Origin of the sequence: Sedimentibacter sp. (assembly GCF_032080165.1) — a bacterium.
Lineage (GTDB): Bacteria > Bacillota > Clostridia > Tissierellales > Sedimentibacteraceae > Sedimentibacter.
Map to the genome: position 1 here is coordinate 255,719 of NZ_DAMASY010000005.1, position 21,553 is coordinate 277,271.

Annotated in this window: 22 protein-coding genes; 15 read left to right on the forward strand and 7 right to left on the reverse strand. The window is 33.2% G+C overall.

What is annotated here, in order from left to right; translation table 11 throughout:
• Positions 1-134: 134 nt before the first annotated feature.
• Together RT412_RS09465 and RT412_RS09470 are read right to left on the reverse strand one after the other, a co-directional pair.
• Positions 135-1,481, reverse strand: coding sequence for a sodium:alanine symporter family protein (locus RT412_RS09465; RefSeq protein WP_313340343.1), 1,347 nt, complete (start codon positions 1,479-1,481; stop codon positions 135-137).
• A gap of 574 nt (positions 1,482-2,055) precedes the next feature.
• Positions 2,056-3,666, reverse strand: coding sequence for an amidohydrolase (locus RT412_RS09470; protein WP_313340345.1), 1,611 nt, complete (start codon positions 3,664-3,666; stop codon positions 2,056-2,058).
• 129 nt (positions 3,667-3,795) lie between these two features.
• Here RT412_RS09470 and RT412_RS09475 point away from each other — a divergent pair, with 129 nt between their 5' ends.
• Complete coding sequence (locus RT412_RS09475) at positions 3,796-4,377, forward strand: glutathione peroxidase (protein ID WP_313340346.1); 582 nt, start codon at positions 3,796-3,798, stop codon at positions 4,375-4,377.
• Between the two features lie 154 nt (positions 4,378-4,531).
• Here RT412_RS09475 and RT412_RS09480 read toward each other — a convergent pair whose 3' ends face one another.
• Complete coding sequence (locus RT412_RS09480; RefSeq protein WP_312810661.1) at positions 4,532-4,804, reverse strand: GNAT family N-acetyltransferase; 273 nt, start codon at positions 4,802-4,804, stop codon at positions 4,532-4,534.
• A 282-nt stretch (positions 4,805-5,086) separates the two neighbouring features.
• Here RT412_RS09480 and hcp point away from each other — a divergent pair, with 282 nt between their 5' ends.
• The 5 genes from hcp (at position 5,087) to RT412_RS09505 (ending at position 10,501) form a co-directional block, all read left to right on the forward strand.
• Complete coding sequence (gene hcp / locus RT412_RS09485; RefSeq protein ID WP_313340348.1) at positions 5,087-6,730, forward strand: hydroxylamine reductase; 1,644 nt, start codon at positions 5,087-5,089, stop codon at positions 6,728-6,730.
• Between the two features lie 82 nt (positions 6,731-6,812).
• A complete protein-coding gene (locus tag RT412_RS09490; protein ID WP_313340350.1) occupies positions 6,813-7,022 on the forward strand; it encodes a DUF1858 domain-containing protein in 210 nt (69 codons plus the stop codon).
• 128 nt (positions 7,023-7,150) lie between these two features.
• On the forward strand, positions 7,151-7,705 hold the full coding sequence (locus RT412_RS09495) for a hemerythrin domain-containing protein (protein WP_313340352.1): 555 nt from the start codon (positions 7,151-7,153) through the stop codon (positions 7,703-7,705).
• A gap of 72 nt (positions 7,706-7,777) precedes the next feature.
• Positions 7,778-8,962, forward strand: coding sequence for an anaerobic nitric oxide reductase flavorubredoxin (locus RT412_RS09500; RefSeq protein WP_313340354.1), 1,185 nt, complete (start codon positions 7,778-7,780; stop codon positions 8,960-8,962).
• Positions 8,963-9,094: 132 nt separating this feature from the next.
• Positions 9,095-10,501: an MATE family efflux transporter gene (locus tag RT412_RS09505; RefSeq protein WP_313340355.1), complete on the forward strand. Its 1,407-nt coding sequence runs from the start codon at positions 9,095-9,097 to the stop codon at positions 10,499-10,501.
• Between the two features lie 81 nt (positions 10,502-10,582).
• Here the strand turns inward: RT412_RS09505 and RT412_RS09510 are convergent, their stop codons facing one another.
• On the reverse strand, positions 10,583-11,290 hold the full coding sequence (locus tag RT412_RS09510) for a Crp/Fnr family transcriptional regulator (protein WP_313340356.1): 708 nt from the start codon (positions 11,288-11,290) through the stop codon (positions 10,583-10,585).
• Positions 11,291-11,416: 126 nt separating this feature from the next.
• Between RT412_RS09510 and speD the strand changes: the two genes are divergently transcribed.
• Together speD and speE are read left to right on the forward strand one after the other, a co-directional pair.
• A complete protein-coding gene (gene speD, locus RT412_RS09515) occupies positions 11,417-12,253 on the forward strand; it encodes an adenosylmethionine decarboxylase (protein ID WP_313340428.1) in 837 nt (278 codons plus the stop codon).
• The gene (speE, locus tag RT412_RS09520) at positions 12,253-13,101 is read left to right on the forward strand and encodes a polyamine aminopropyltransferase (protein ID WP_313340358.1); all 849 of its coding nucleotides are present in this window, start codon (positions 12,253-12,255) and stop codon (positions 13,099-13,101) included. Before speD ends, speE begins: the two co-directional genes overlap by 1 nt.
• Positions 13,102-13,150: 49 nt before the next feature.
• Here speE and RT412_RS09525 read toward each other — a convergent pair whose 3' ends face one another.
• Complete coding sequence (locus RT412_RS09525) at positions 13,151-13,366, reverse strand: heavy-metal-associated domain-containing protein (protein ID WP_313340360.1); 216 nt, start codon at positions 13,364-13,366, stop codon at positions 13,151-13,153.
• 188 nt (positions 13,367-13,554) lie between these two features.
• Here RT412_RS09525 and RT412_RS09530 point away from each other — a divergent pair, with 188 nt between their 5' ends.
• The 3 genes from RT412_RS09530 to mnmA all read left to right on the forward strand — a co-directional run bounded on the left by RT412_RS09530 (position 13,555) and on the right by mnmA (position 16,408).
• A complete protein-coding gene (locus RT412_RS09530) occupies positions 13,555-14,469 on the forward strand; it encodes a ketopantoate reductase family protein (RefSeq protein ID WP_313340362.1) in 915 nt (304 codons plus the stop codon).
• Positions 14,470-14,485: 16 nt separating this feature from the next.
• On the forward strand, positions 14,486-15,241 hold the full coding sequence (tatC, locus tag RT412_RS09535; protein WP_313340364.1) for a twin-arginine translocase subunit TatC: 756 nt from the start codon (positions 14,486-14,488) through the stop codon (positions 15,239-15,241).
• 90 nt (positions 15,242-15,331) lie between these two features.
• Complete coding sequence (gene mnmA, locus RT412_RS09540; RefSeq protein ID WP_313340365.1) at positions 15,332-16,408, forward strand: tRNA 2-thiouridine(34) synthase MnmA; 1,077 nt, start codon at positions 15,332-15,334, stop codon at positions 16,406-16,408.
• On the opposite strand, the gene RT412_RS09545 is transcribed toward mnmA, so the two are convergent.
• Complete coding sequence (locus tag RT412_RS09545) at positions 16,401-17,936, reverse strand: LuxR C-terminal-related transcriptional regulator (protein ID WP_313340366.1); 1,536 nt, start codon at positions 17,934-17,936, stop codon at positions 16,401-16,403. The genes mnmA and RT412_RS09545 overlap by 8 nt on opposite strands.
• Positions 17,937-18,246: 310 nt before the next feature.
• On the opposite strand from RT412_RS09545, the gene RT412_RS09550 reads away from it, so the two are divergent.
• Both RT412_RS09550 and RT412_RS09555 read left to right on the forward strand, forming a co-directional pair.
• Positions 18,247-18,576 (forward strand): hypothetical protein, encoded by a 330-nt coding sequence (locus RT412_RS09550; RefSeq protein ID WP_313340368.1) that lies wholly within the window; start codon positions 18,247-18,249, stop codon positions 18,574-18,576.
• Positions 18,471-18,962: a DUF6591 domain-containing protein gene (locus RT412_RS09555; protein ID WP_313340370.1), complete on the forward strand. Its 492-nt coding sequence runs from the start codon at positions 18,471-18,473 to the stop codon at positions 18,960-18,962. The genes RT412_RS09550 and RT412_RS09555 overlap by 106 nt, the downstream gene beginning before the upstream one ends.
• A gap of 64 nt (positions 18,963-19,026) precedes the next feature.
• Here the strand turns inward: RT412_RS09555 and rd are convergent, their stop codons facing one another.
• Positions 19,027-19,185 (reverse strand): rubredoxin, encoded by a 159-nt coding sequence (gene rd, locus RT412_RS09560; protein ID WP_313340372.1) that lies wholly within the window; start codon positions 19,183-19,185, stop codon positions 19,027-19,029.
• A 171-nt stretch (positions 19,186-19,356) separates the two neighbouring features.
• Here rd and RT412_RS09565 point away from each other — a divergent pair, with 171 nt between their 5' ends.
• Positions 19,357-20,289 (forward strand): alpha/beta hydrolase, encoded by a 933-nt coding sequence (locus tag RT412_RS09565; RefSeq protein WP_313340374.1) that lies wholly within the window; start codon positions 19,357-19,359, stop codon positions 20,287-20,289.
• Positions 20,279-21,550, forward strand: a complete 1,272-nt coding sequence (locus tag RT412_RS09570) for a hypothetical protein (RefSeq protein WP_313340375.1) — start codon at positions 20,279-20,281, stop codon at positions 21,548-21,550. The genes RT412_RS09565 and RT412_RS09570 overlap by 11 nt, the downstream gene beginning before the upstream one ends.
• Positions 21,551-21,553 lie beyond the last annotated feature (3 nt).

Sequence of the window (21,553 nt, forward strand, 5' to 3'; positions counted from 1 at the left end):
TATACTTTGACTTTCTTCCCATAAAAAAATACCTCCAAGTAGATAATCTAATTTTTAATTAATTAGAATGTCTACTTTGGAAGTATCATATCAAAGCTCCGACCTTTTTATGTCATTATATTATGGATTGTTGGCTATTTTAAATTTTCTTTAGTAAAGAATTCTTTAGTTAAAGCAAATACTGTACCACTTAATGCTACAACGCCTATTAAGTTAGGAATTGCCATTAAACCGTTTAATGTATCAGCTAAATCCCAAACAAATTCAAGACCGCCTATTGCACCTATTACTACAAATGGTACCCAGATTATTCTGTATATCATATTTACTTTAGGTCCGAATAAGTATTCAGCACATCTCTCACCGTAGTATTCCCATCCAACTATTGTTGAGAAAGCAAACATTACTATACCTATAGAAACGATGTATCCGCCACCCGGCAATGACACGTTGAACGCTTCTGTAGTAAGAGCCGCACCTGATAAACCGCCTTGCCAAACACCTGAAGTGATAATTGCCAATGCAGTGATTGAGCAGATAACAAGAGTATCAGCAAATACTTCGAATACCGCCCAAAGACCTTGACGTACCGGATGGTCTGTAGTTGCTGCAGCATGAGCTATAGGAGAACTACCTAAACCTGCTTCGTTAGTGAATACTCCTCGAGCAATACCGTATCTGATAGCCTGTGCTAAAACAGCTCCGGTAAATCCGCCAACTGCCGCATGACCTGTAAATGCACTTGAGAATATCAATCCAATAGCTGCAGGAACATGAGCTATGTTCATAATTACGATTGCTAATCCGCCAAGAATATAAATAGCTGCCATAAAAGGAACCAATTTTTCAGTGAAAGCACCGATTCTCTTTATTCCGCCAACGATTACCAATGCGGTTACAACCGCTAAAACTACTCCTGTTACCCAAGGATTAATGTTGAAAGATGATTGCAACGCAGCCGCAACTGAGTTAGATTGAACCATGTTACCTATACCGAATGCTGCTAATGCTCCAAATATCGCAAATAATACTGCAAGCCATTTCCAGCCAAGACCTTTTGTGATATAGTACATAGGACCGCCTATGAAACGACCATCTTCAGTCTTTTCTCTGAATTTAACTGCTAAAACAACTTCGGCAAATTTTGTTGTCATACCTAATATTGCTGCCAGCCACATCCAGAAAATTGCTCCGGGTCCTCCAAGTGCTATAGCCGTAGCAACACCAGCGATGTTACCTGTTCCGACTGTCGCAGCAAGTGCTGTCGCAACTGCCTGAAATGCTGTTACTTCTCCCTCACCCTTAGAATCCTTAGCAAACATCTTAAAAAGTGTATTTTTTAAGATGTAACCTAATTTAGTTAGTGAGAAAAATCCTGTTTTTAAAGATAAAAATAGTCCGGTTCCAACGATCAATACTAATATTGGTGGTCCCCACACAATACCATTGATAAAACCGTTTAATGCCATAATTTGTTCCATATTTCCTCCTTGTAGTAAAAAAATTAGAAATTAAAATAAATGCGTTATAACGTATAAAAAATGTTATTACGAAATATAACGTTTTCTAATTATATCATTATGAAAACATATTCACAACATAATTAAAATGAAAAAAAATTCATAAGTATGAACAATAAAGTAACACTTTAAAATTTCTGTAAAAACAGCCGATAATATTTTATAATTTCGAGTATTTCAAATTTCAAATATTACGAAATTTTAAATAGTGGTTAATTTTGTAACAAATTAAAATTTAGCAAATCTTTTAATGTAATAATTTAGAACATATATATTTATTACCGAAGTGTTGATTTTTCTAATTATTAATATAAAACAATGTATCACAATTGCAGCATATTTTTCACTTGAATTTTATCTTCTGCAATATAATAAAAAAATACTAAATAAAATTAAAAACATTTGTTAATTTTAATACTATGACAAAAAAATAAAAAAATATTTAATTAAATTTTGGAGATCCTGAAGAAAAAATTTCCAAAACCGTAAAGATATCTCGTCATGTCTAACTTATATTCATAAAAAAAAAGAGCGGTTATTTCCGCTCAAAAACTATTTCACCGTCAATCATGGTTAAATCTACTTTGATATTTTTTATTTCATTATGATCAACAGTAAAAATATCTCTGTTTAGTACCACTAAATCCGCGGCATAACCTTTATATAATCTCCCCTTAAAACTTTCTTTAAACTCATTATACGCACTTCCGACGGTATAAATATCTATTGCCTCTTCTATACTTAATTTTTCAACAGGTACATATCCTCCCACAGGTGTACCGTCTAATCTTTGTCTCGTTACTGCACAATAAATGTTGGGAAACGGATTGCAATCCTCAACCGGAGAATCAGTTCCAAAGCTTATTGGTGCACATAACTTGTTTAACGTATTAAAAGCATAAGATGTAGAAGCTAATTCTTTTCCTATTCTTTGCTCAACTATTTTAGTATCGTAGTCCAAAAATATCGGTTGATACATAACTCCTATATTTAATTCTGCAATTTTTTCAAGCTGCTTTTTGCTTGTTATCTGGCAATGAACGATTCCGTGACGAAGAGAATTATTTTTATTATTCTTATTATCCATAGTTCTTTCATAAATTTTAATAACACTTTCGATAGCACCGTCACCTATGGCGTGAGTTATCACTCTTATATTGTGGGATGTTGCTAAATCACATAATTCCTTCAATTGCTCATCGCTTAGTGCAGAAACCCCTTTAATTCCCGGCTCATCATGGTAGTCATTTAACATAAGTGCAGTTCTTCCGCCTAATGATCCATCCTTAAAAAGCTTCAATGCACCTTTAGACAAGAATCTTTCGTCATAAGTTCCTGTTTTAAATTCTGTTTCAAGGTACTCATTAAAATAATTGATATTTTGGAAGTTAAACTGTGCATCGTATCTTAGTTTCGTTTTTTTCTTATCATATATGTTATGAAGTATTCTGAATATATCTTTGCAATTATCATTGATTACGTCATTTGATTGAACAGATGTTAAACCAACGCTTACAGCATATTCCGCAGCTTTCAGAAATTCTTTTTCCCTGTCAGCATCGGTTTTTTCGGGAATAATCGCGTTAGTAAGTGAAATGGCATTTTCCGTTAATATACCGTTCGGCTTGCCGTCGCTTCCGATAATAATTTCACCGCCGTCAACGAATGTACTTTCGTCAATGTTTAGTATTTTTAGAGCTTTACTGTTAACTGTCGCTATGTGTGCGCATATTCTTTTCAGAATTATGGGAATATCTGTTGATATCTTATCAAGGTCGAAACGGGTTAATATTCTTTTTTCACCTGTTACGAAGTTATCTTGGTTCCATCCTCTTCCGACTATAATATTTAGATTGGTATTGTTTATTAAAAATCGTTTGGATGTTTCTATAATTTCATCAATTGATCTGCATGGTGTCAAGTCACATAACGACATAGCTTCACCTATTGCTGAAAGATGCATATGGCTGTCGTTTAATCCGGGAAGTACAGTTTTTCCGTCAAGGTCAATTACGTTATCTGCCTCAAAATTTAATATATATTCATCAGTTCCGACTTCCTTTATTATACCGTCACTTATCAACATGCTTTCTTGGAAGTTTTCTTTATCTACATATATTTTAGCATTTTTTAAAATCGTTCTCATGATAAACTCCAATCTGATATCGTATGATTTATTATAGCACAGACCACGTAAATTAGAAATAAAAAAAATTGCTTTAAAGGATAAAACGAGGGTATATTAAATATAAATAATTTATCAATAGGAGGAGTTATGTTATATGATTTTATTGTAAAAGATACAGAATATAAAGATGTATCTTTGTCAGATTATAAAGGAAAAGTATTATTGATAGTTAACGGAGCTACAGGGTGTGGTTTTACCCCACAGTATGATGGATTACAAAATCTTTATGATAAATTTCAGCCTGAAGGATTTGAGATATTAGATTTTCCAAGCAATCAATTTTTAGGTCAGGCACCGGGAACCAACGAGGAAATAGTTGGCTTTTGCAGATTGAACTTTGGTGTTGACTTTAAGCAGTTTTCTAAAATAGACGTAAATGGAGAAAGCCAAGAACCGCTATATAAATATTTAAAAACTCAAGCAGAAGAATACAGGAACAAAGAAACTATAGATTTTTATGAAAAGGTGAAACAGTTTACACCTGATTTAGAACAAAATGATATCAGATGGAATTTCACTAAATTTTTAATAGATAAAGGTGGTCATGTAGTAGCGAGATTTGCTCCGAATATTATACCCGAAGAAATTGAACAGCATATTATTAAATTATTGAGAGATGAAGAAATTGAAATAATATGTCATTCGGATTTTTCGGATGGATGCATATAGCGATATAGTGAAAATTACACGACAATAGTACGGGATGCGAAGCATCCCGTACTATTGTTCTTCTGTTGCTTTTTTATCGTTCTTCTCTATCGTTATTTTTCCTTCAGACAGCGTTATGATTGAAGTTTTGAAAAACTTTTTTTAAAAATTTTTATTATTTATATACATCTTCAAAATCCGGGTGTTTTTCAAACCAATCAACTGCATACGAACAAGTAGCAGTTGCTTTTTTATTATTTTTTCTTAAATCTAAAGCTAAAGCAGTCATAAGTTTATCAGCAACCCCTTGACCTCTCAAGGAACGGTCTACATATGTATGATTTACGTTAACCTTATCATTTGATACTTCAGGGAATGTAACCTCAGCTATACAATTACCGTCTTCATTTTCTAAATAAATTCTGCTTTTCTCGTGTTTAAAATCCATGGTACCTCCAGTTTGCAACATTTAAATTTAACTTAATAGTAATCCGCATTAAAAAAGTTCCCTTAAAGCGAATTAGTAAGTAAACAATACATTAAATATTATATGATGTCAACAAATCAATATCAGATAATGTTTATAATAATTTTATAAGGGTATTAAAAAAATAGACATAAAATAATTAAACATTGTAACATATGTTACGGAAACTGCAAGTCATATGCTTTACTATAGGGACAGATAAATTAAAAATTAAAATATGATTAAAGTTTTGGAGGAAGATTAATGAAAAATGCAATGTTTTGTTATCAATGTCAGGAAGCAGCGGGATGTGCCGGCTGTACTAAGGTAGGAGTATGTGGTAAATCGCCTGAAACATCTAACTTACAAGATTTATTGATTTATACATCTAAAGGATTATCGGAAGTTACATCAATATTAAGAAAAGAAGGCAAAGAAATTTCATCGGACGCAGATCATTTAGTAACTCTTAACTTATTTACAACCATAACAAATGCAAATTTTGATGACAGCGTGTTTAACGATAGAATTAAAATGACTTTGAAAGTTAAAAACGACTTATTAAATAAATTAGATAACAGTGCGAATTTATCAGACGCAGCTCTATGGACTGCGGATACAGAAGCTGAATTTGAAATCAAATCAAACTCAGAAGAAGTAGGGGTACTGGCAACAGAAAATGAAGATGTAAGAAGCTTAAGAGAGCTTATAACTTACGGCTTAAAGGGTATGTCGGCATATATGAAGCATGCAAATGTATTAGGTTATGATGATGCAGAAATAAATGCATTCATGCAGGATACGTTGGCAAAGCTTTTAGACGGCAGCTTAGATGTAAATGATTTAGTTGCTTTAACATTAGAAACAGGAAAAGTCGGAGTATCTGCAATGGCATTGTTAGATAAAGCTAATACAAGTACATTCGGAAATCCGGAAATTACAAAAGTAAATATAGGTGTCGGCCAAAATCCCGGAATATTAATATCAGGACATGATTTAGGTGATTTAGAACAGCTATTGAAGCAAACAGAAGGAACAGGAGTAGACGTTTATACTCACTCGGAAATGCTTCCTGCTCATTATTATCCGCATCTAAAGAAATACAAGCATTTAGTTGGTAACTACGGTAATGCCTGGTGGAAACAAAAAGAAGAATTTGAATCATTTAACGGACCTGTTTTAATGACAACAAACTGTATAGTACCTCCAAGAGACAGCTACAAGGACAGATTGTTTACAACCGGTTCTGCGGGATATCCGGGATGTAAGCATATAGCAGGAGTTACCGGTTCAGAAAAAGATTTTACAGAAATAATTGAGCTTGCAAAGAGATGCTCTTCGCCTACAGAAATTGAAACAGGCGAAATAGTTGGCGGCTTTGCTCATGAACAGGTATTTGCTTTGGCAGACAAAGTTGTGGATGCAGTTAAATCAGGAGCGATTAAAAAATTCTTCGTAATGGCAGGATGTGACGGAAGAGCAAAATCAAGAAACTATTATACAGATTTTGCTAAAGCACTTCCAAAAGATACGGTTATTTTAACGGCAGGATGTGCGAAATATAAATACAATAAGTTAGAATTAGGGGATATCGGAGGAATTCCGAGAGTACTGGACGCAGGACAGTGCAATGACTCATATTCACTTGCTTTAATTGCATTAAAATTAAAAGAAGTATTTGAATTGGAAGATATTAATGAGTTGCCGCTGGCATTTAATATTGCCTGGTATGAGCAAAAAGCTGTTATTGTATTGCTTGCATTGCTGTATTTAGGAGTGAAAAATATTCATTTAGGGCCAACATTACCGGCATTCTTATCACCAAACGTAGCTGACGTATTGGTTAAAAACTTTGGAATAGCAGGTATAGGAACTGTAGAAGATGATTTAAAAATATTTTTAGGATAATTGGTAAGAATAAAAGAAATTTTAAAGTCAATTGCTTAACAATTGCAAATCAATTGATTATCAATCGTAAAGGGAGGTTTTTATGGCAAAGGAAATTACGAAAGACATGTATATAGGTGAAATATTGCAAATCAATCCGGGATTTGCACAAATATTGATGAGCGCCGGAATGCATTGCTTAGGATGCCCTTCATCTCAAATGGAATCAATAGAAGATGCTGCTATGGTACATGGATTTGATGTAGACGAGTTACTTCAGAAGCTGAATAATTATCAAAATTCTGAAGAATAAAGATGACACAATAAAGATGAGCATGATGTATTTCATGCTCATTATTTTACAAAGTAAGAAGTATGAGTAAACATCAAAGGTGCGAAAAATAAGTAATGATACATATAAAATTTCAAGGAGTTAAGAGTATGAACAGTGTGCAGGTAATGGTAATGGAACATGATTATATACTTAGAATGCTGAATGTTGTAAGAAAGGCATGCTATAAAGTGATGCAGAGCGAAGATATAAATTACGATGATTTTTATAAAATGATTGAATTTGTAAAAAATTATGCAGATGAACATCACCACGGTAAAGAAGAAAAATTTTTGTTTAAGGAAATGCAAACCAAGTTAGGAAAATTAGGCGAAAATTTAATAACTCACGGAATGCTTGTAGAGCACGACTTAGGAAGATTGTATATGAGTGATTTGAGGGATGCTTTGGAAAGAGTTAAAAACGGCGATGAGGAAAGTAAGCTTGACATAATAAGCAATGCGATAGGATACACGCATCTGTTGAAAAGACACATTGCCAAAGAAAATGATGCGGTTTACAAATTTGGAGAAACAAAGCTTCCAAAAGAAGTTATACATGCAATAAATCTAAAAACAGAAGAATTTGAGCTTGAAGCAGAGAAAAAAGGAATACAAAAGTATTATACAGATATTTTAGAAAAATTAGAGAAAAAGTACCTATAATGGATAATAATGTTGTTAGGTGTAACATTTTAATATATAATTAAAATCTAATGAAGAGATTAGGAGGTAAGTATGTTTAAAATAACTGATACAGTAAGCTGGGCAGGGAAAATAGATTGGGAACTTATTAAATTTCATGGAGAAGAATATTCAACACATAAAGGATCATCTTACAACTCTTATTTAATAAGGGACGAAAAAACGGTTTTAATAGATACAGTATGGCAGCCATTTTCAAAGGAATTTGTTGCTAATTTAAAAAAAGAAATTGATTTAGATAAAATTGACTACATAATTATGAATCATAACGAAGTAGATCATTCGGGTGCATTGGTTGAATTAATGAAAGAAATACCAAACACTCCTATTTACTGTACTAAAAACGGAGCTAAAATAATAAAAGGACATTATCATCAGGATTGGAATTTTGTTGAGGTAAAAACAGGAGATACTCTTGACATAGGTAAAAACAAATTAGTCTTTGTTGAAGCAAGAATGCTGCACTGGCCGGATTCCATGATGACATATATGGCAGGTGAAAATATACTTTTCAGTAACGATGCTTTTGGTCAGCATTATGCATCCGAACTGATGTATAATGATAAGGTAGACCAAGATGAATTATTTAACGAAGCTCTTAAATATTATGCAAATATACTTACTCCGTTCAGTAAGTTTGTTGTAAGCAAAATAGAGGAAGTTGTTGCACTAAACATTCCAATCAGTATGATTTGCCCAAGTCACGGAATTATTTGGAGAGATAACCCGTTGCAAATAGTTAATAAATATGTTGAATGGGCTAAGAGCTATAAAGAAAATCAAATAACCATAATTTATGATACAATGTGGAACGGCACAAGAAGAATGGCTGAAGCAATAGCAGAAGGTATCAAAAGCAAGGATAAGGAAGTAACAATAAAACTGCTTAACAGCGCAAAAAGAGATAAAAATGATATTATCACTGAAGTGTTTAAATCCAAGATGATACTTGTCGGTTCATCTACAATCAATAATGGAATTTTATCATCTGCAGCAAGCTTGTTGGAAATGATAAAAGGACTGAAATTTACAGACAAAAAAGCTGCAGCATTCGGATCTTACGGATGGAGCGGTGAATCAGTAAAGATAATTACGGAAGAATTAAAGGAAAGTAAGTTTGAAGTAATTTCAGAAGGGATAAAAGAGCTTTGGAATCCTGATGAAGATGCAATCAACAGATGCAAAGAATTCGGAGCTTCCCTAATCCAAAAATTTTAATAAAAAGCAATAAAAACTGCTTAGGATGAATAACTAAGCAGTTTTTTCTTTTCTGTCAGTAACATAATGTGTATTGAATTATTATTATAAAAGAGTTAACATATCATTGGAGTTAAAATAAAGGAGAAAAAGATGACTAAATTTTTGGGACGTATTTATTCCAACAAATACATGATCAAACAAGATCAGATTTTTGGGGATATTCCTTCGGATAAAGAAGTATATAAAACAGCCATAGAAGTTGCATGGCCATCAGCTATAGAAGCTGTCTTAGTCCAGCTTATATCCTCTGCGGATTTAATAATGGTTGGTTCAATAGGAGCGGCTGCCATCTCAGCAGTCGGTATAACTACCCAACCGAGGCTGATACTTTTAGCAGTTATATTTTCTTTAAATATAGGGGTTACTGCTGTTGTCGCAAGAAGAAAAGGTGAAGACAACAGAGAGGATGCTAACAAAGCGTTAAGGCAATCATTAGTTATATGTGGTTTTTTATCATTAATATTATCGGTGCTGGGAATTATTTATGCAAGACCATTGATTGTATTTGCCGGTGCTCAAAAGGAAGTAGTAGAAATTGCAGTAATTTATTTCAGAATAATCTGTGTAGGTAATTTTTTTACTTCCTTAAGCTTAACAATAAATGCTGCGCAAAGGGGTGCGGGCAATACAAAAATATCAATGAAAACAAACATAGCAGCAAATTTGGTGAATTTATTCTTTAATTTTTTGCTGATAAAAGGACATTTAGGATTTCCTGCACTTGGTGTTACAGGTGCAGCCATAGCTACTGCCATAGGCAATATTGTAGGCTTTTTACTGTCATTAAAATCCATTACATTTGCTCATGAATTTTTAGAGCTTCGAAAAAAACAATCATGGAAATTAGAAAAGGAAATAATATCAAGTGTTTTAGGTATTAGCAGCAGTGCATTTGTTGAGCAGGTATTTATGCGTGTAGGCTTCTTCACTACAAATAAATTAGTAGCCGGCTTAGGAACAATAAGCTATGCAACTCATCAAATATGTGTGAATATTATGAGTATCTCATTTGCATTTGGTGATGGCTTGGGGATTGCGGCATCTGCATTGGTAGGTCAGAGCTTAGGCTCTGAAAGATCTGATATGGCAACCATCTATGGCAAGTCTCTCCAGAGGATTGCTCTCACAGTAGGTTTTATATTTGTATTATTATTTTTATTAGGGGGTTCTTTCTTTGTATCATTATATACTGATGATGCAGCCGTAATAAAAGCAGGAGCCGCAATTATGCTTACAGTTGCAGCTATGGCTCCAATACAATCATCAAACGTAGTTGTAGGTGGAATCCTTAGAGGTGCGGGAGATACAAAATTTGTAGCTATAACATCATTTTTAAGTATTGGCTTAGTAAGACCGGGTGCTACGTGGCTGTTTTGTTACCCTTTAGGATTTGGATTGATTGGCGCCTGGTTTGCATTTGGCACTGACCAGATATTAAGATTATTTATAAATTATATGAGATTTTTAAAGGGCGGCTGGACAAAAATAAAAGTATAAAAATACAAGGCTGTTGAAAAGTTCATCCTGCAAGGCGCCGGAAGGCAACGAAGCAGGGGGGATTTTTCAGTAGCCTGAGTATCATCTGATACTCTCTAAGCTTTCAATATCTATAACTTCGATTATTCTCTTAGCTTTAAGGCTAATCCATCCATTATCCTGAAAAAGAGAAAGCTTTCGGCTCAATGTTTCTTGAGTAGTACCAATAAGTGCCGCTAAATCTCCCTTGCTTACGGGCAGGATTATTTCATATTTTCCATTATTGTTAATAATCTGGTTATTTTCTATTTCAATCAATAAATAATTAGCAATTCTTTGCTCTATGTCTCTAAGTCCTATCTGTTCAATCAATTCCTCTGTTTCTTCAATTCTTTCCGTATACTTTTGAAGAAATTTAATTGCCATTTCAGGTTTTTGAATTAAAAGCTGTCGAATTTTATCCCCTTGAATAATACAAATTTCTGTCTGTTCTAATGCCTCCGCAGTGTTGTTTAATACTGATTTGCTGAACAAAGCTAATTCACCCATAAAATCTCCCGGCTTAAGAATTCTCAGGATTTGCTCCTTTCCTAAGCTTGAAACCTTGGATATTTTAACCATACCTTTATTAACGACAAATAAATCATCAAAGGAATCTCCGGGAGTAAATATTATTTCTCCTTTTTTAAAACTTCTTTGATTTGATGAATTCATTATGCTTTCCTTTTCATCAGGAAACAGGTCTCTAAAAATAGGTACGTTATCGATACAATAATGATCTGCGTGTGTACAATGGTTACAGGACTTCATAGTTCCCCCTTATCTATCATTTTTTTAATAATACCAATTTATTGTATTTTAATCAACCTAAATTATACCTTGATATAGAAGTATGTATAGTTTATAATGATAAACAAAAATAGAAAAAGAAAGGTAGTGGTGTTAGGGTTGGAAAAAAAGCTAACATTGTATGGGTTTAATAATCTTACAAAATCGCTTAGTTTTAATATTTATGATGTCTGTTATGCAAAAAGCGAAAGAGAGCAAATGGAATATATAGAGTATATTGACGAACAGTATAATTCTGAACGTCTTACGCAGATTTTATGTGATGTAACCGATATAATCGGAGCACATATTCTTAATATTTCCAAACAGGATTACGATCCGCAGGGTGCATCGGTAAATATTTTAATAGCAGAGGGAGCATTAACTCCCGAAGAAATTGATGAATCATGCAATCTTGGCAAGGATATTTGTAAAAAATCGCTTGAACATGAAACAATACATGCACATTTAGATAAAAGTCATGTTACCGTACATTCATATCCGGAGCATCATCCGGAAAATGCAATTTCCACATTCCGTGTTGATATAGATGTTTCAACATGTGGTCAAATATCTCCTCTTAATGCATTGGATTATTTAATAAAGAGTTTTGATTCGGATATCATAACTATAGATTATCGTGTCAGAGGATTTACAAGAGACATAAATGGTAAAAAGTTCTTTATTGATCATGACATAAAATCAATACAAGATTATATAGATAGAGAAACATTAAAAAAATATGATGCTATTGATATAAATGTTTTTCAGGCTAATACATTTCATACAAAAATGCTTATTAAAGATATAGATTTGCAAAATTATTTATTTAATAAGGATGTGTTTGAACTTCCGCCAAGGAAAAGATTAGAGATTTCTGACAGCCTGAGAAAAGAAATGATAGAAATATTTAGCGGCATGAATATTTTTCAGGAGGATAATTAATGGAATTATGGTTTACTGAAGAACACACAAGGAACGTCAGGTTTTCAATAAGAGTAGACAGACATATTTTAAGCGTGCAAAGTGATTTTCAAAAAATTGATGTATTTGAAACACCTGAGTTCGGTAAGCTGTTGGTAATAGATGATTTTGTTATGCTTACGGAAAAAGACGAGTTCATATACCATGAAATGATAACCCACGTGCCTATGGCTGTGAATCAAAACATCAAAAATATATTGGTTATCGGTGCCGGAGATGGTGGAACGGTAAGAGAGCTTACACGCTATAACTCGGTGGAAAAGATTGAAATGGTGGAAATTGATAAAAAGGTTGTAGATATTTCTATAGAACATTTGCCGTTTACAGCTTCAAGGTTAAACGACAAAAAAGTAAAATTGTATTTTGAGGATGGGCTTAAATTCGTTAAAACCAAAAAAAATGAATATGATTTAATTATTGTTGACTCTACAGACCCTATTGGCCCCGGTGAAGAGCTTTTCACTAAGGAATTTTATGAAAATTGCTTCAAAGCTTTAAAAGAAGACGGGATATTAGTTAATCAGCATGAAAGTCCTTATTACAAAAGAGAGCAGGAAGCAATGCAAAGAGCTCACAAAAAAATAAAGGAAGTATTTCCGATAGCACGTGTATATCAAGCACATATACCGACATACGGTTCAGGACATTGGTTATTTGGATTCGCCTCTAAAAAATATGATCCAATTAAAGATTTAAACGAAGAAGGCTGGAATTTAATTAAGCTTGACACAAAGTATTATAACACAGAGCTGCATAAGGGCTGCTTTGCATTACCCAATTATGTAAAAAATTTACTTGACAATGCTTAATTTTATTTTAGGTACCCGTTCGCATGATAGCGAACGGGGCATCTTGCTTTCACTTCCGGCTTAATATTTCATAACCTAAATCTGTTACGACTTTGGATATTTTAGCAGAGTCAATTTTTTCTTCGTCATATTCAATTTTTGCCTTGCTTGAGTTGAATAATACGCTTGCTTCATTTACACCGTCCTGTTTTTTCAATGCGGTTTCAATTTTCTTTACGCAGCTTGGGCATCCAAGCTCTTCTAACTGCAATGTTAATTTTTTCATAAACATACCTCCGTTTTTTATATTATATCCCATTATACACGGTTTCAAATTGCATTTATTTGATTTAAATCAAAAAGAGAAATTTATTTGCATTGCAGAATAAACTTATTTCCGTTATAATAGAATAAGTTTCAATAAGGGCTTTGTATGTTATTTAACGATTTATAATTTAATACAGAGGTAAGATAATGAAAATAAAATCAGTTGCATTAATTGGTATGGGTGCCGTAGGTACCGTTTACGGAAACTTATTATATAACACATATGGCTCGGATTTTGTAGTCATTGCTGATAAGGATAGAAAAGAAAAACTGAAAAAGAATGGCTTTACTTTAAATGGCAAAACATTTTACCCGAATATTGTTTCTAACGGAGATTTAAATAAGAAAATGGATTTGATAATATTTTGTGTAAAGAATTATCAATTATCACAAGCAATAGAGGATGTAAAAAATTTTGTCGGTAAGGATACTATTTTAATTACATTTTTAAACGGAGTAACGGCAAGATCAAGAATTCATGCCGCATATCCCGGAAACAAGGTTCTTTATGGATTGTCTATGAAAATCGATGCTCAGAGGACGGAAGAAGGAGTAATCAATACTGTCGACGGAGTAATACATTTTGGGGAAGCAGATAATACTACGTTATCCCAAGAGGTACAAGCTGTCTCTGATTGCTTTAACAAAGCCGGTATAGAAAACATTGTATTTCCTGATATGATACGCACAATCTGGAAGAAATTCATGCTTAATGTCGGAGCTAATCAGATAACTGCAATAACAAGAGCTCCTTATGGAAAAATAACAAGCGTAGAGACAAATTTAACGTTATTTAAAGAAGCAATGATGGAGGTTTTGGCAATTGCAAAGGCATCTGACATTGACTTAAGAGAAGAAGACATAGAAGAATTTGTAACTTTGATGAGCGGTTTCTCTCCAAACGGCAGGACATCAATGCTTCAGGATGTTGAAGCTAAAAGAAAAACAGAGGTTGATTATTTTGCCGGAACAGTGATTGAAATGGGTAAGAAGCTTAATATACCTACACCTGTAAATCATGTGTTGTACTGCATAATTAAATCAATAGAAGAATTATATTAGAATAAAGGTGATAATGATGCGTAAGAAGCGTGAAAAGGATGATGTGAAAAGTTTAACATTAGTGGAACATTTGACGGAGCTTAGAAAACGGCTTATATATTCAAGTGTTGTTCTGATTGTTTCTATATTAGTAAGTTATAACTTTTCTGAGATGATAGTCAAATATATAATTGATATAGCTCCAAATATAAACTTTGTATTTATTGCTCCGGCAGAGCTTTTATTGTCATATATCAAAATTGCTGTTATAAGTGGCTTTGTAGTGTCTGCTCCATTTTTGATTTTGCAGCTATGGATTTTTGTAAGTCCCGGTCTGACAAAGAGTGAGAAAAGGACTATAGCGACATCATTGTTTATAGGGGGGATATTTTTCATAGTAGGAGTAGTGTTTGCAATTTTAGTAATACTTCCGATAATGCTGCAATTCTTCATGAGTTTCCGAATTGAAGAAATCGAAGAAATGATAAGCTTCAACAGTTATCTTACCTTTGTAATAAATACTCTTTTATCATTCGGAATTATATTCGAGCTTCCAATAATAATGGTTATATTGACTAAGTTTCGTATTATAAGCGTAAACTTTATAAAGAAAAACAGGAAATACACCATATTAATTATATTTATTATGGCAGCAATACTGACTCCCCCTGAGGTTATAACACAAATATTACTTGCGGGACCTATGATTCTATTGTTTGAAGTCGGAGTATTTTTTGCTTCCTTCGTTGAAAAGAAAGATAAAAAGAAAAAAGCCGAATTGGATAATAACTAACTATTTGACATTAAAAATCATTAGTTATATAATTATTTAAAAGTAAAAACTTAAACAGGACTATTGTCCTGTTTTTTTAAAGGAGAAAGTATGAATAAAAAAGTTATGGTAGCTATGAGCGGCGGGGTGGACAGCTCTGTTGCGGCAGTATTGCTTAGAGACCAGGGCTATGATATATGCGGAGCGACATTGAAATTATTTGATAACGAGGATATTTTAACATCCTGCAGAACAAGAACCTGCTGTTCCTTAGAAGATGTGGAGGATGCAAGAAGCGTGTGTCATAAATTAGGGATAGAACATTTTGTATTTAATTTTAAAGAGACCTTCAAGGATGAAGTGATTCAAAAATTCGCAAGAAGTTATGAGTTGGGAAGCACTCCTAATCCATGTATTGATTGTAACAGATATATTAAATTCAGCAGGCTGATTCAAAGGGCAATGCTGATGGAAAAAGATTATATTGCGACCGGTCATTATGCTCAAATAGAATTTGATAATGCGAGCAGAAGATATCTGTTGAAAAAAGCGGTTGATGAATCCAAGGATCAAAGCTATGTATTGTATGTACTGACGCAGCACGATTTATCAAGAACATTGCTGCCTTTAGGAGGTATGTATAAATCTGAGGTTCGTAAAATTGCCGAGGAGAAAAATTTAGTTAATGCAAGAAAACCGGACAGTCAGGACATATGCTTCGTTCAGGATGGAGATTATGCAGGATTCCTTGAGAATAAAATGGGTGTTGAATCCAGAAAAGGCAACTTCATAGACACTCAGGGCAAGACTATGGGTGAACACAAGGGTATTATTCATTATACCGTAGGTCAGAGAAAAGGATTAGGTATTGCTCTCGGTAAACCTGCCTATGTAATCGATAAAGACAAAGAATCAAATACCGTGACATTGGGGAGCGAAGAAGAATTGTATAAAAACAGGTTGACAGCAGGTGATATTAATATGATTGCTGTTGAAAAACTGACTAAAACAATGAAGGCAACTGTAAAAATCAGATACAGTCAAAAAGAAACGGATGCATTACTGCATCCTGTTGATGATGATAGAATATTGGTTGAATTTATTAATAAACAGCGTGCCATAACTTCCGGTCAACATGTTGTGTTTTATGACGGAGATATTGTTATTGGCGGTGGCACAATTATGTAATTTTTTTGCCTGATTCTTTAAGCATTTCAACATAAAGTAAAAGCTCATCCTTTGATTTTATGTTTAACTTAGCATAAAGATGCTTAGTATGAGTTTTTATAGTATTAATGCTTAAGAACATCTTTTGTGCAATTTCCTTTGCCGTATTATTTTCAGCATATAAATTAAATACCGCACGTTCTGAAGGGGAAAGTGTCCTTAGATTGCTCAAAAATTCGTTTAGAATTAATGAGTCAGGGTCAGTTTCCTCTCTTGTCGATATACATTCGATAAGGTCATCAAATTCGGGTATATTTGTTTTTACATCTTTGCTCGGGTTTTGTTTAATTATATTTATTGCATTATGTATCGGCTTAATATAATGTTTGCTGATTATAAAAGAAATCAGTACACCCAATGACATTAAGATAAAACAAACGGCTAACAGTCTTAAGTTAGTTTTTAATGCATAAGACATAATGTCACTTTCCGGAACCATTATTGATAAAATCCATTTATCCTTTGAAAATTCGGAATCTTCAGGATATAATTTTATAAAGTCGTGATATCCCAAAAAACTTTTATCATCATATTCATATAAATAAAGCTCTCCCATACCATTTAAAATATTTATATCCTCTCCATTTAAAATATTTTTTGCAGTATAGTCGGCTGCTATAAGAGCTTGCTCAGTTTTAACGTTATTTTCGGATATGGGTGAAAGCATGCTGAACGTTCTTTCAAACATATCCTTATTGGGCATAAATGACAGCTTAAACAGCATAGAGCTGATATCCAAACCGCAAACTCCAAAAACATTTCCGTTTGAATCTTTTAAAGGAGCTGTACAGGTCATAATTTCTTCATATGTTCCGGGCAATGTAAAACATGAACTCCAATAATATAGCTTTGAGGTTTTAGCTATATTTGATGAAAAATCTATCGGTATATTGTAATAAGGAGAGTTTTTTATGCTAAATTCCATTTTCCAATTAGGATGAAGAGAGATATTGTTGTTATAAGCAATATTAGGATTACCCATTAGCATATAAATAGTCGGGTTAGTAGAGTTAATAATATTGGGCTCTAAATTTTTCAAATAAATACCTGCCTTGGAATTTTCGGAATCAGGCAGCTTATCATTGATAGTTGCATTCAGTATTATAAAAGCGCCGCTGCTTTTAGATTTATTAAGATATAATAAAACCTGATTAAGCTCATTAGATATTACATCCTCCAACAAAATAGGATTATTTGTTAAATCGTTTATATTAAGCTGTTTTTCAGCCAATTTGCTTTCTATATCCAACGAAACAATTTTAGAGAAGCTTAATACCTCTGCAGCAATGTTTTCATAATATTTTTTTACTTTCTCGGAAATGTAAGTATGATTATTAATTATAAACTCTTCACTGTCTTTCAGGCCGATGTTTATATTGCCTGTGATTAAAAATATAATAAATAAACCTATAAGCATAGTAATAACAAGGATCAACAACAAGACAAACAATCTAATTCTCATAGAATACTTAATACTATTTTTTATCATGATTACCTCATTTAACTATTTATAAATTCATTATAACTATTTTTATCCCCTTTGTGAGAGTGTTTGAAAATATTATATCATATCTGAGCCGAGTGCAGCGCAAGCTCGCTTGCATTGCCGAGGCGATGGTATGATATATGTATTATAACATATTTTAACATATGTTCAACAAAGTTATAAAAAGATTCATCAAAAAATTAGCATAACCCTATTTTCATACTAATTATTTTTATAATTTCACCCTTAGGGTGATTACAGTCAGAAAGGTTTATTGATATAATAAAGTAAATTATTTTAATCGGAGGTTAATATGTCACAGGAATTTTTAGAAAATGATAACAATCAAGAAGAATTTGATTTACAGGACATCGAAAAAAATAAAACTATGGCCGGCTTAGCTTATATAATTTTCTTTCTGCCTTTAATCGCCTGCCCTGATTCAAAATTTGGTAAATTTCACGCCAATCAGGCATTATTGTTATTGTTGGTAGGTATAATCGGTAATATCATATTAGGATTTATTCCTATAATCGGATGGATATTACTGCCTGTTTTTGCAATAGCAATATTAATATTAGGAATAATGGGTATAGTAAACGGGCTCGGGGGAAAAGCAAAAAAATTACCGAAAAATTTGTAGAAAATGTCTTAGGAGGAAATGTAGACATTGACGGTGATGAAGTTACCATTAAAAGTGAAGAAGGGGACGTAACATTTGGTGGAAATGAATGGCCCAATTCAGCAATTGCAAAAAAAATTCCTGAATTCAAGGGTGGGAAAATATCAAGTGCTGTAAAAAGTGATAATTATGTGCTTATTATAATTGAAGAAGCCGGTGAAAAAGATTTTAAAGCTTATTATGAAAAAGTTAAATCTGATTTCAGCAAGGATTCATATGACGCTAAATTTGATGATTCCATATCTTATACAGGAAGCAACGATGATGGCGTAACAATTATTATATCTTACTCAACATCTGATAAGAGTTTGAGTATTCAAGCATCTCAAGTTGAAAAAACCGAATAATCCAATAACTGATAAAACCTGTGAGCTTCAAAAGGGGGGAAGCTCACAGGCTTTTTGCTTGCACTTATTCGGGTGAAAATTGATCTTTGCCAACTCCACACAACGGGCATACCCAATCTTCCGGAAGGTCATCAAATGATGTTCCGGGAGCTATACCGCTATCAGGATCTCCTTCTGCAGGATCATATACATAACCACATGCATCACAAACGTATTTTTGCATATTGTTTCCTCCTATTCTATATTATGCTTACATAATATTGTAAATATAATAGTTTAAAATGTCAACAAATTACTGCAATTAAAATAATAGAATAGTTAAGGAATTCAAATATTTGTGGACACATATATTTTTTATATATATAATAGTGTAAATTAATAATTTGAGGTTTTTATGGCTATAAATAAAGTAGTAAGAGCAGCTTTAAAAGCTATATCTTACAGAGATATCGATATTAAGAAAAATTATTTACAATATAGGAGTTTTGTCAATTTAGCTAATAAATCTTTAAAGCCCTTATACAACACTTGGGACTGTGCCGTTGATTCAGGCAGACATGTGATTCCTGTAAGGATTTTTTCACCTGAGGAAGGCGGAGATTTTCCTGTACTTTTATTTTTTCATGGCGGCGGTTGGGTTACGGGCAATATTGACAGTTATAGCAGAGTTTGTGCCAATATGGCTAAAATGACAAATCACAAAGTAGTATCAGTGAATTATCGGCTTGCTCCGGAGCATCCGTTTCCTGCAGGATTGGAGGATTGTTATCAGGTTGCAAAGACATTTATTACAAACAAAGAAATTAACAACAGAAAAGTTACGTTAATAGGCGACAGTGCCGGAGGAAATTTAGCGGCATGCCTGTCTCTTTTAGCAAAGGAACGAAATGAATTTAAGGTTGACAGTCAAATATTAATTTATCCCGCTACCTGTAATGATCACAGCGAAACATCACCGTTTCAATCAGTTCATGATAATGGTACGGATTATTTGCTTACTTCAAAAAGGATTAATGACTATATGGATTTATATATAAGCAAAAAAGAGGATTTAGAAAATCCTTATTTTGCACCCTTATTGGCAAAGGATTTATCTGGTCAGCCGGATACATTGATTATAACGGCAGAATATTGTCCTCTTAGAGATGAGGCAGAAGAATACGGCAAAATGCTTAGAGAAGCAGGAAATTATGTTTCAATATACAGGGTTAAGGATGCACTTCATGGCTATTTTGCTTTGCCCTTGAGATTTCCTCAGGTTAGGTTAAGCTATGAAATTATAAACAGTTTTCTCAACAGGCAACGGGGTGAAACAATTGAAAAATAAAAAGGTTACAGATTGGAAAAGATTAGATAACGCAGCTAAAATATTTCCGCCCAACAGCAAGAAAAGTGACACAAAGGTTTTTAGATTTGCATGTGAGCTATATGACAATGTTGATAAAAATGCGCTGCAAAATGCGTTGAATATAGCAGTAGATGCATTTCCGCTATATAAATCGATAATTAAAAGCGGTTTGTTTTGGTATTATTTTGAGATGAGTCATTTTAAACCGGTGGTGGTGGAAGAGAATCTTCCGCCATGCTCACCACTTTATGATAAAAACAATAAAACGTTGCTTTTCAGAGTTATGTATTATAAAAAAAGGATAAGCTTTGAGGTTTATCATGCGTTGTCTGACGGTGCAGGTGCACTTCAATTTTTTAAGACCCTTATTTTTCATTACATAACCATAAAGTATGAATATAAATTCAGAGACAAAATTCCTGACTTAAATATAGAAGCATCAGCGGCTCAGAAAATGGATGATAGCTTTCAAAAATATTATTCCTCTTCAACCACGGCTGCCAAAAAGAAGAACGTTACTGCATATAAGCTTCGCGGAATGAAAATTCCGGAATATAGAATAAGCGTAATCGAAGGAATTGTTCCTGTTGATGCTATATTAAAAAAGGCAAAAGAATACAATACATCTCTGACAATCTTTTTAGCAGCAATTTTAATGTGTTCCATAAATGAAGAAATACCAATCAGGCATAAAAAGAGGTCAGTTGTTTTAAGTATACCGGTCAACTTAAGAAATTATTTTTATTCAGAAACCGCAAGAAACTTTTTCGGTGTTATCAATGTAAGCTACAATTTTGCATCCGGGAGCAGTGATTTAAAAGAAGTAATTGAATATTTGAAAAATGAATTTAAGGAAAATCTTACTGAGGAAAGATTAGCTAAAAGGATAAATAAGCTTTCATCTTTAGAGCATAATTTTTTGCTTAGAGCAATACCCCTTGTCATAAAGGATATAGCTTTAAAAGTGGCCAACAGCATTGTAGACAGGAGCTATACATCAACATTATCAAATGTGGGAAAAGTTGTAATTCCGGATGAAATCAAACAGTTCATATCATCATTTGATATATTTGTCAGTACTAACAAGCTGCAGGCATGTGTATGTTCTTATGAAAATAAATTGAGAATCGGCTTTACATCGGCATTTGTAAGTACTGAAATACAAAGACGTTTTTTCAAACAACTTACAAGCTTAAACTTACCGGTTATAATAGAATCAAATATAGTAAATGAAGAATAGGAT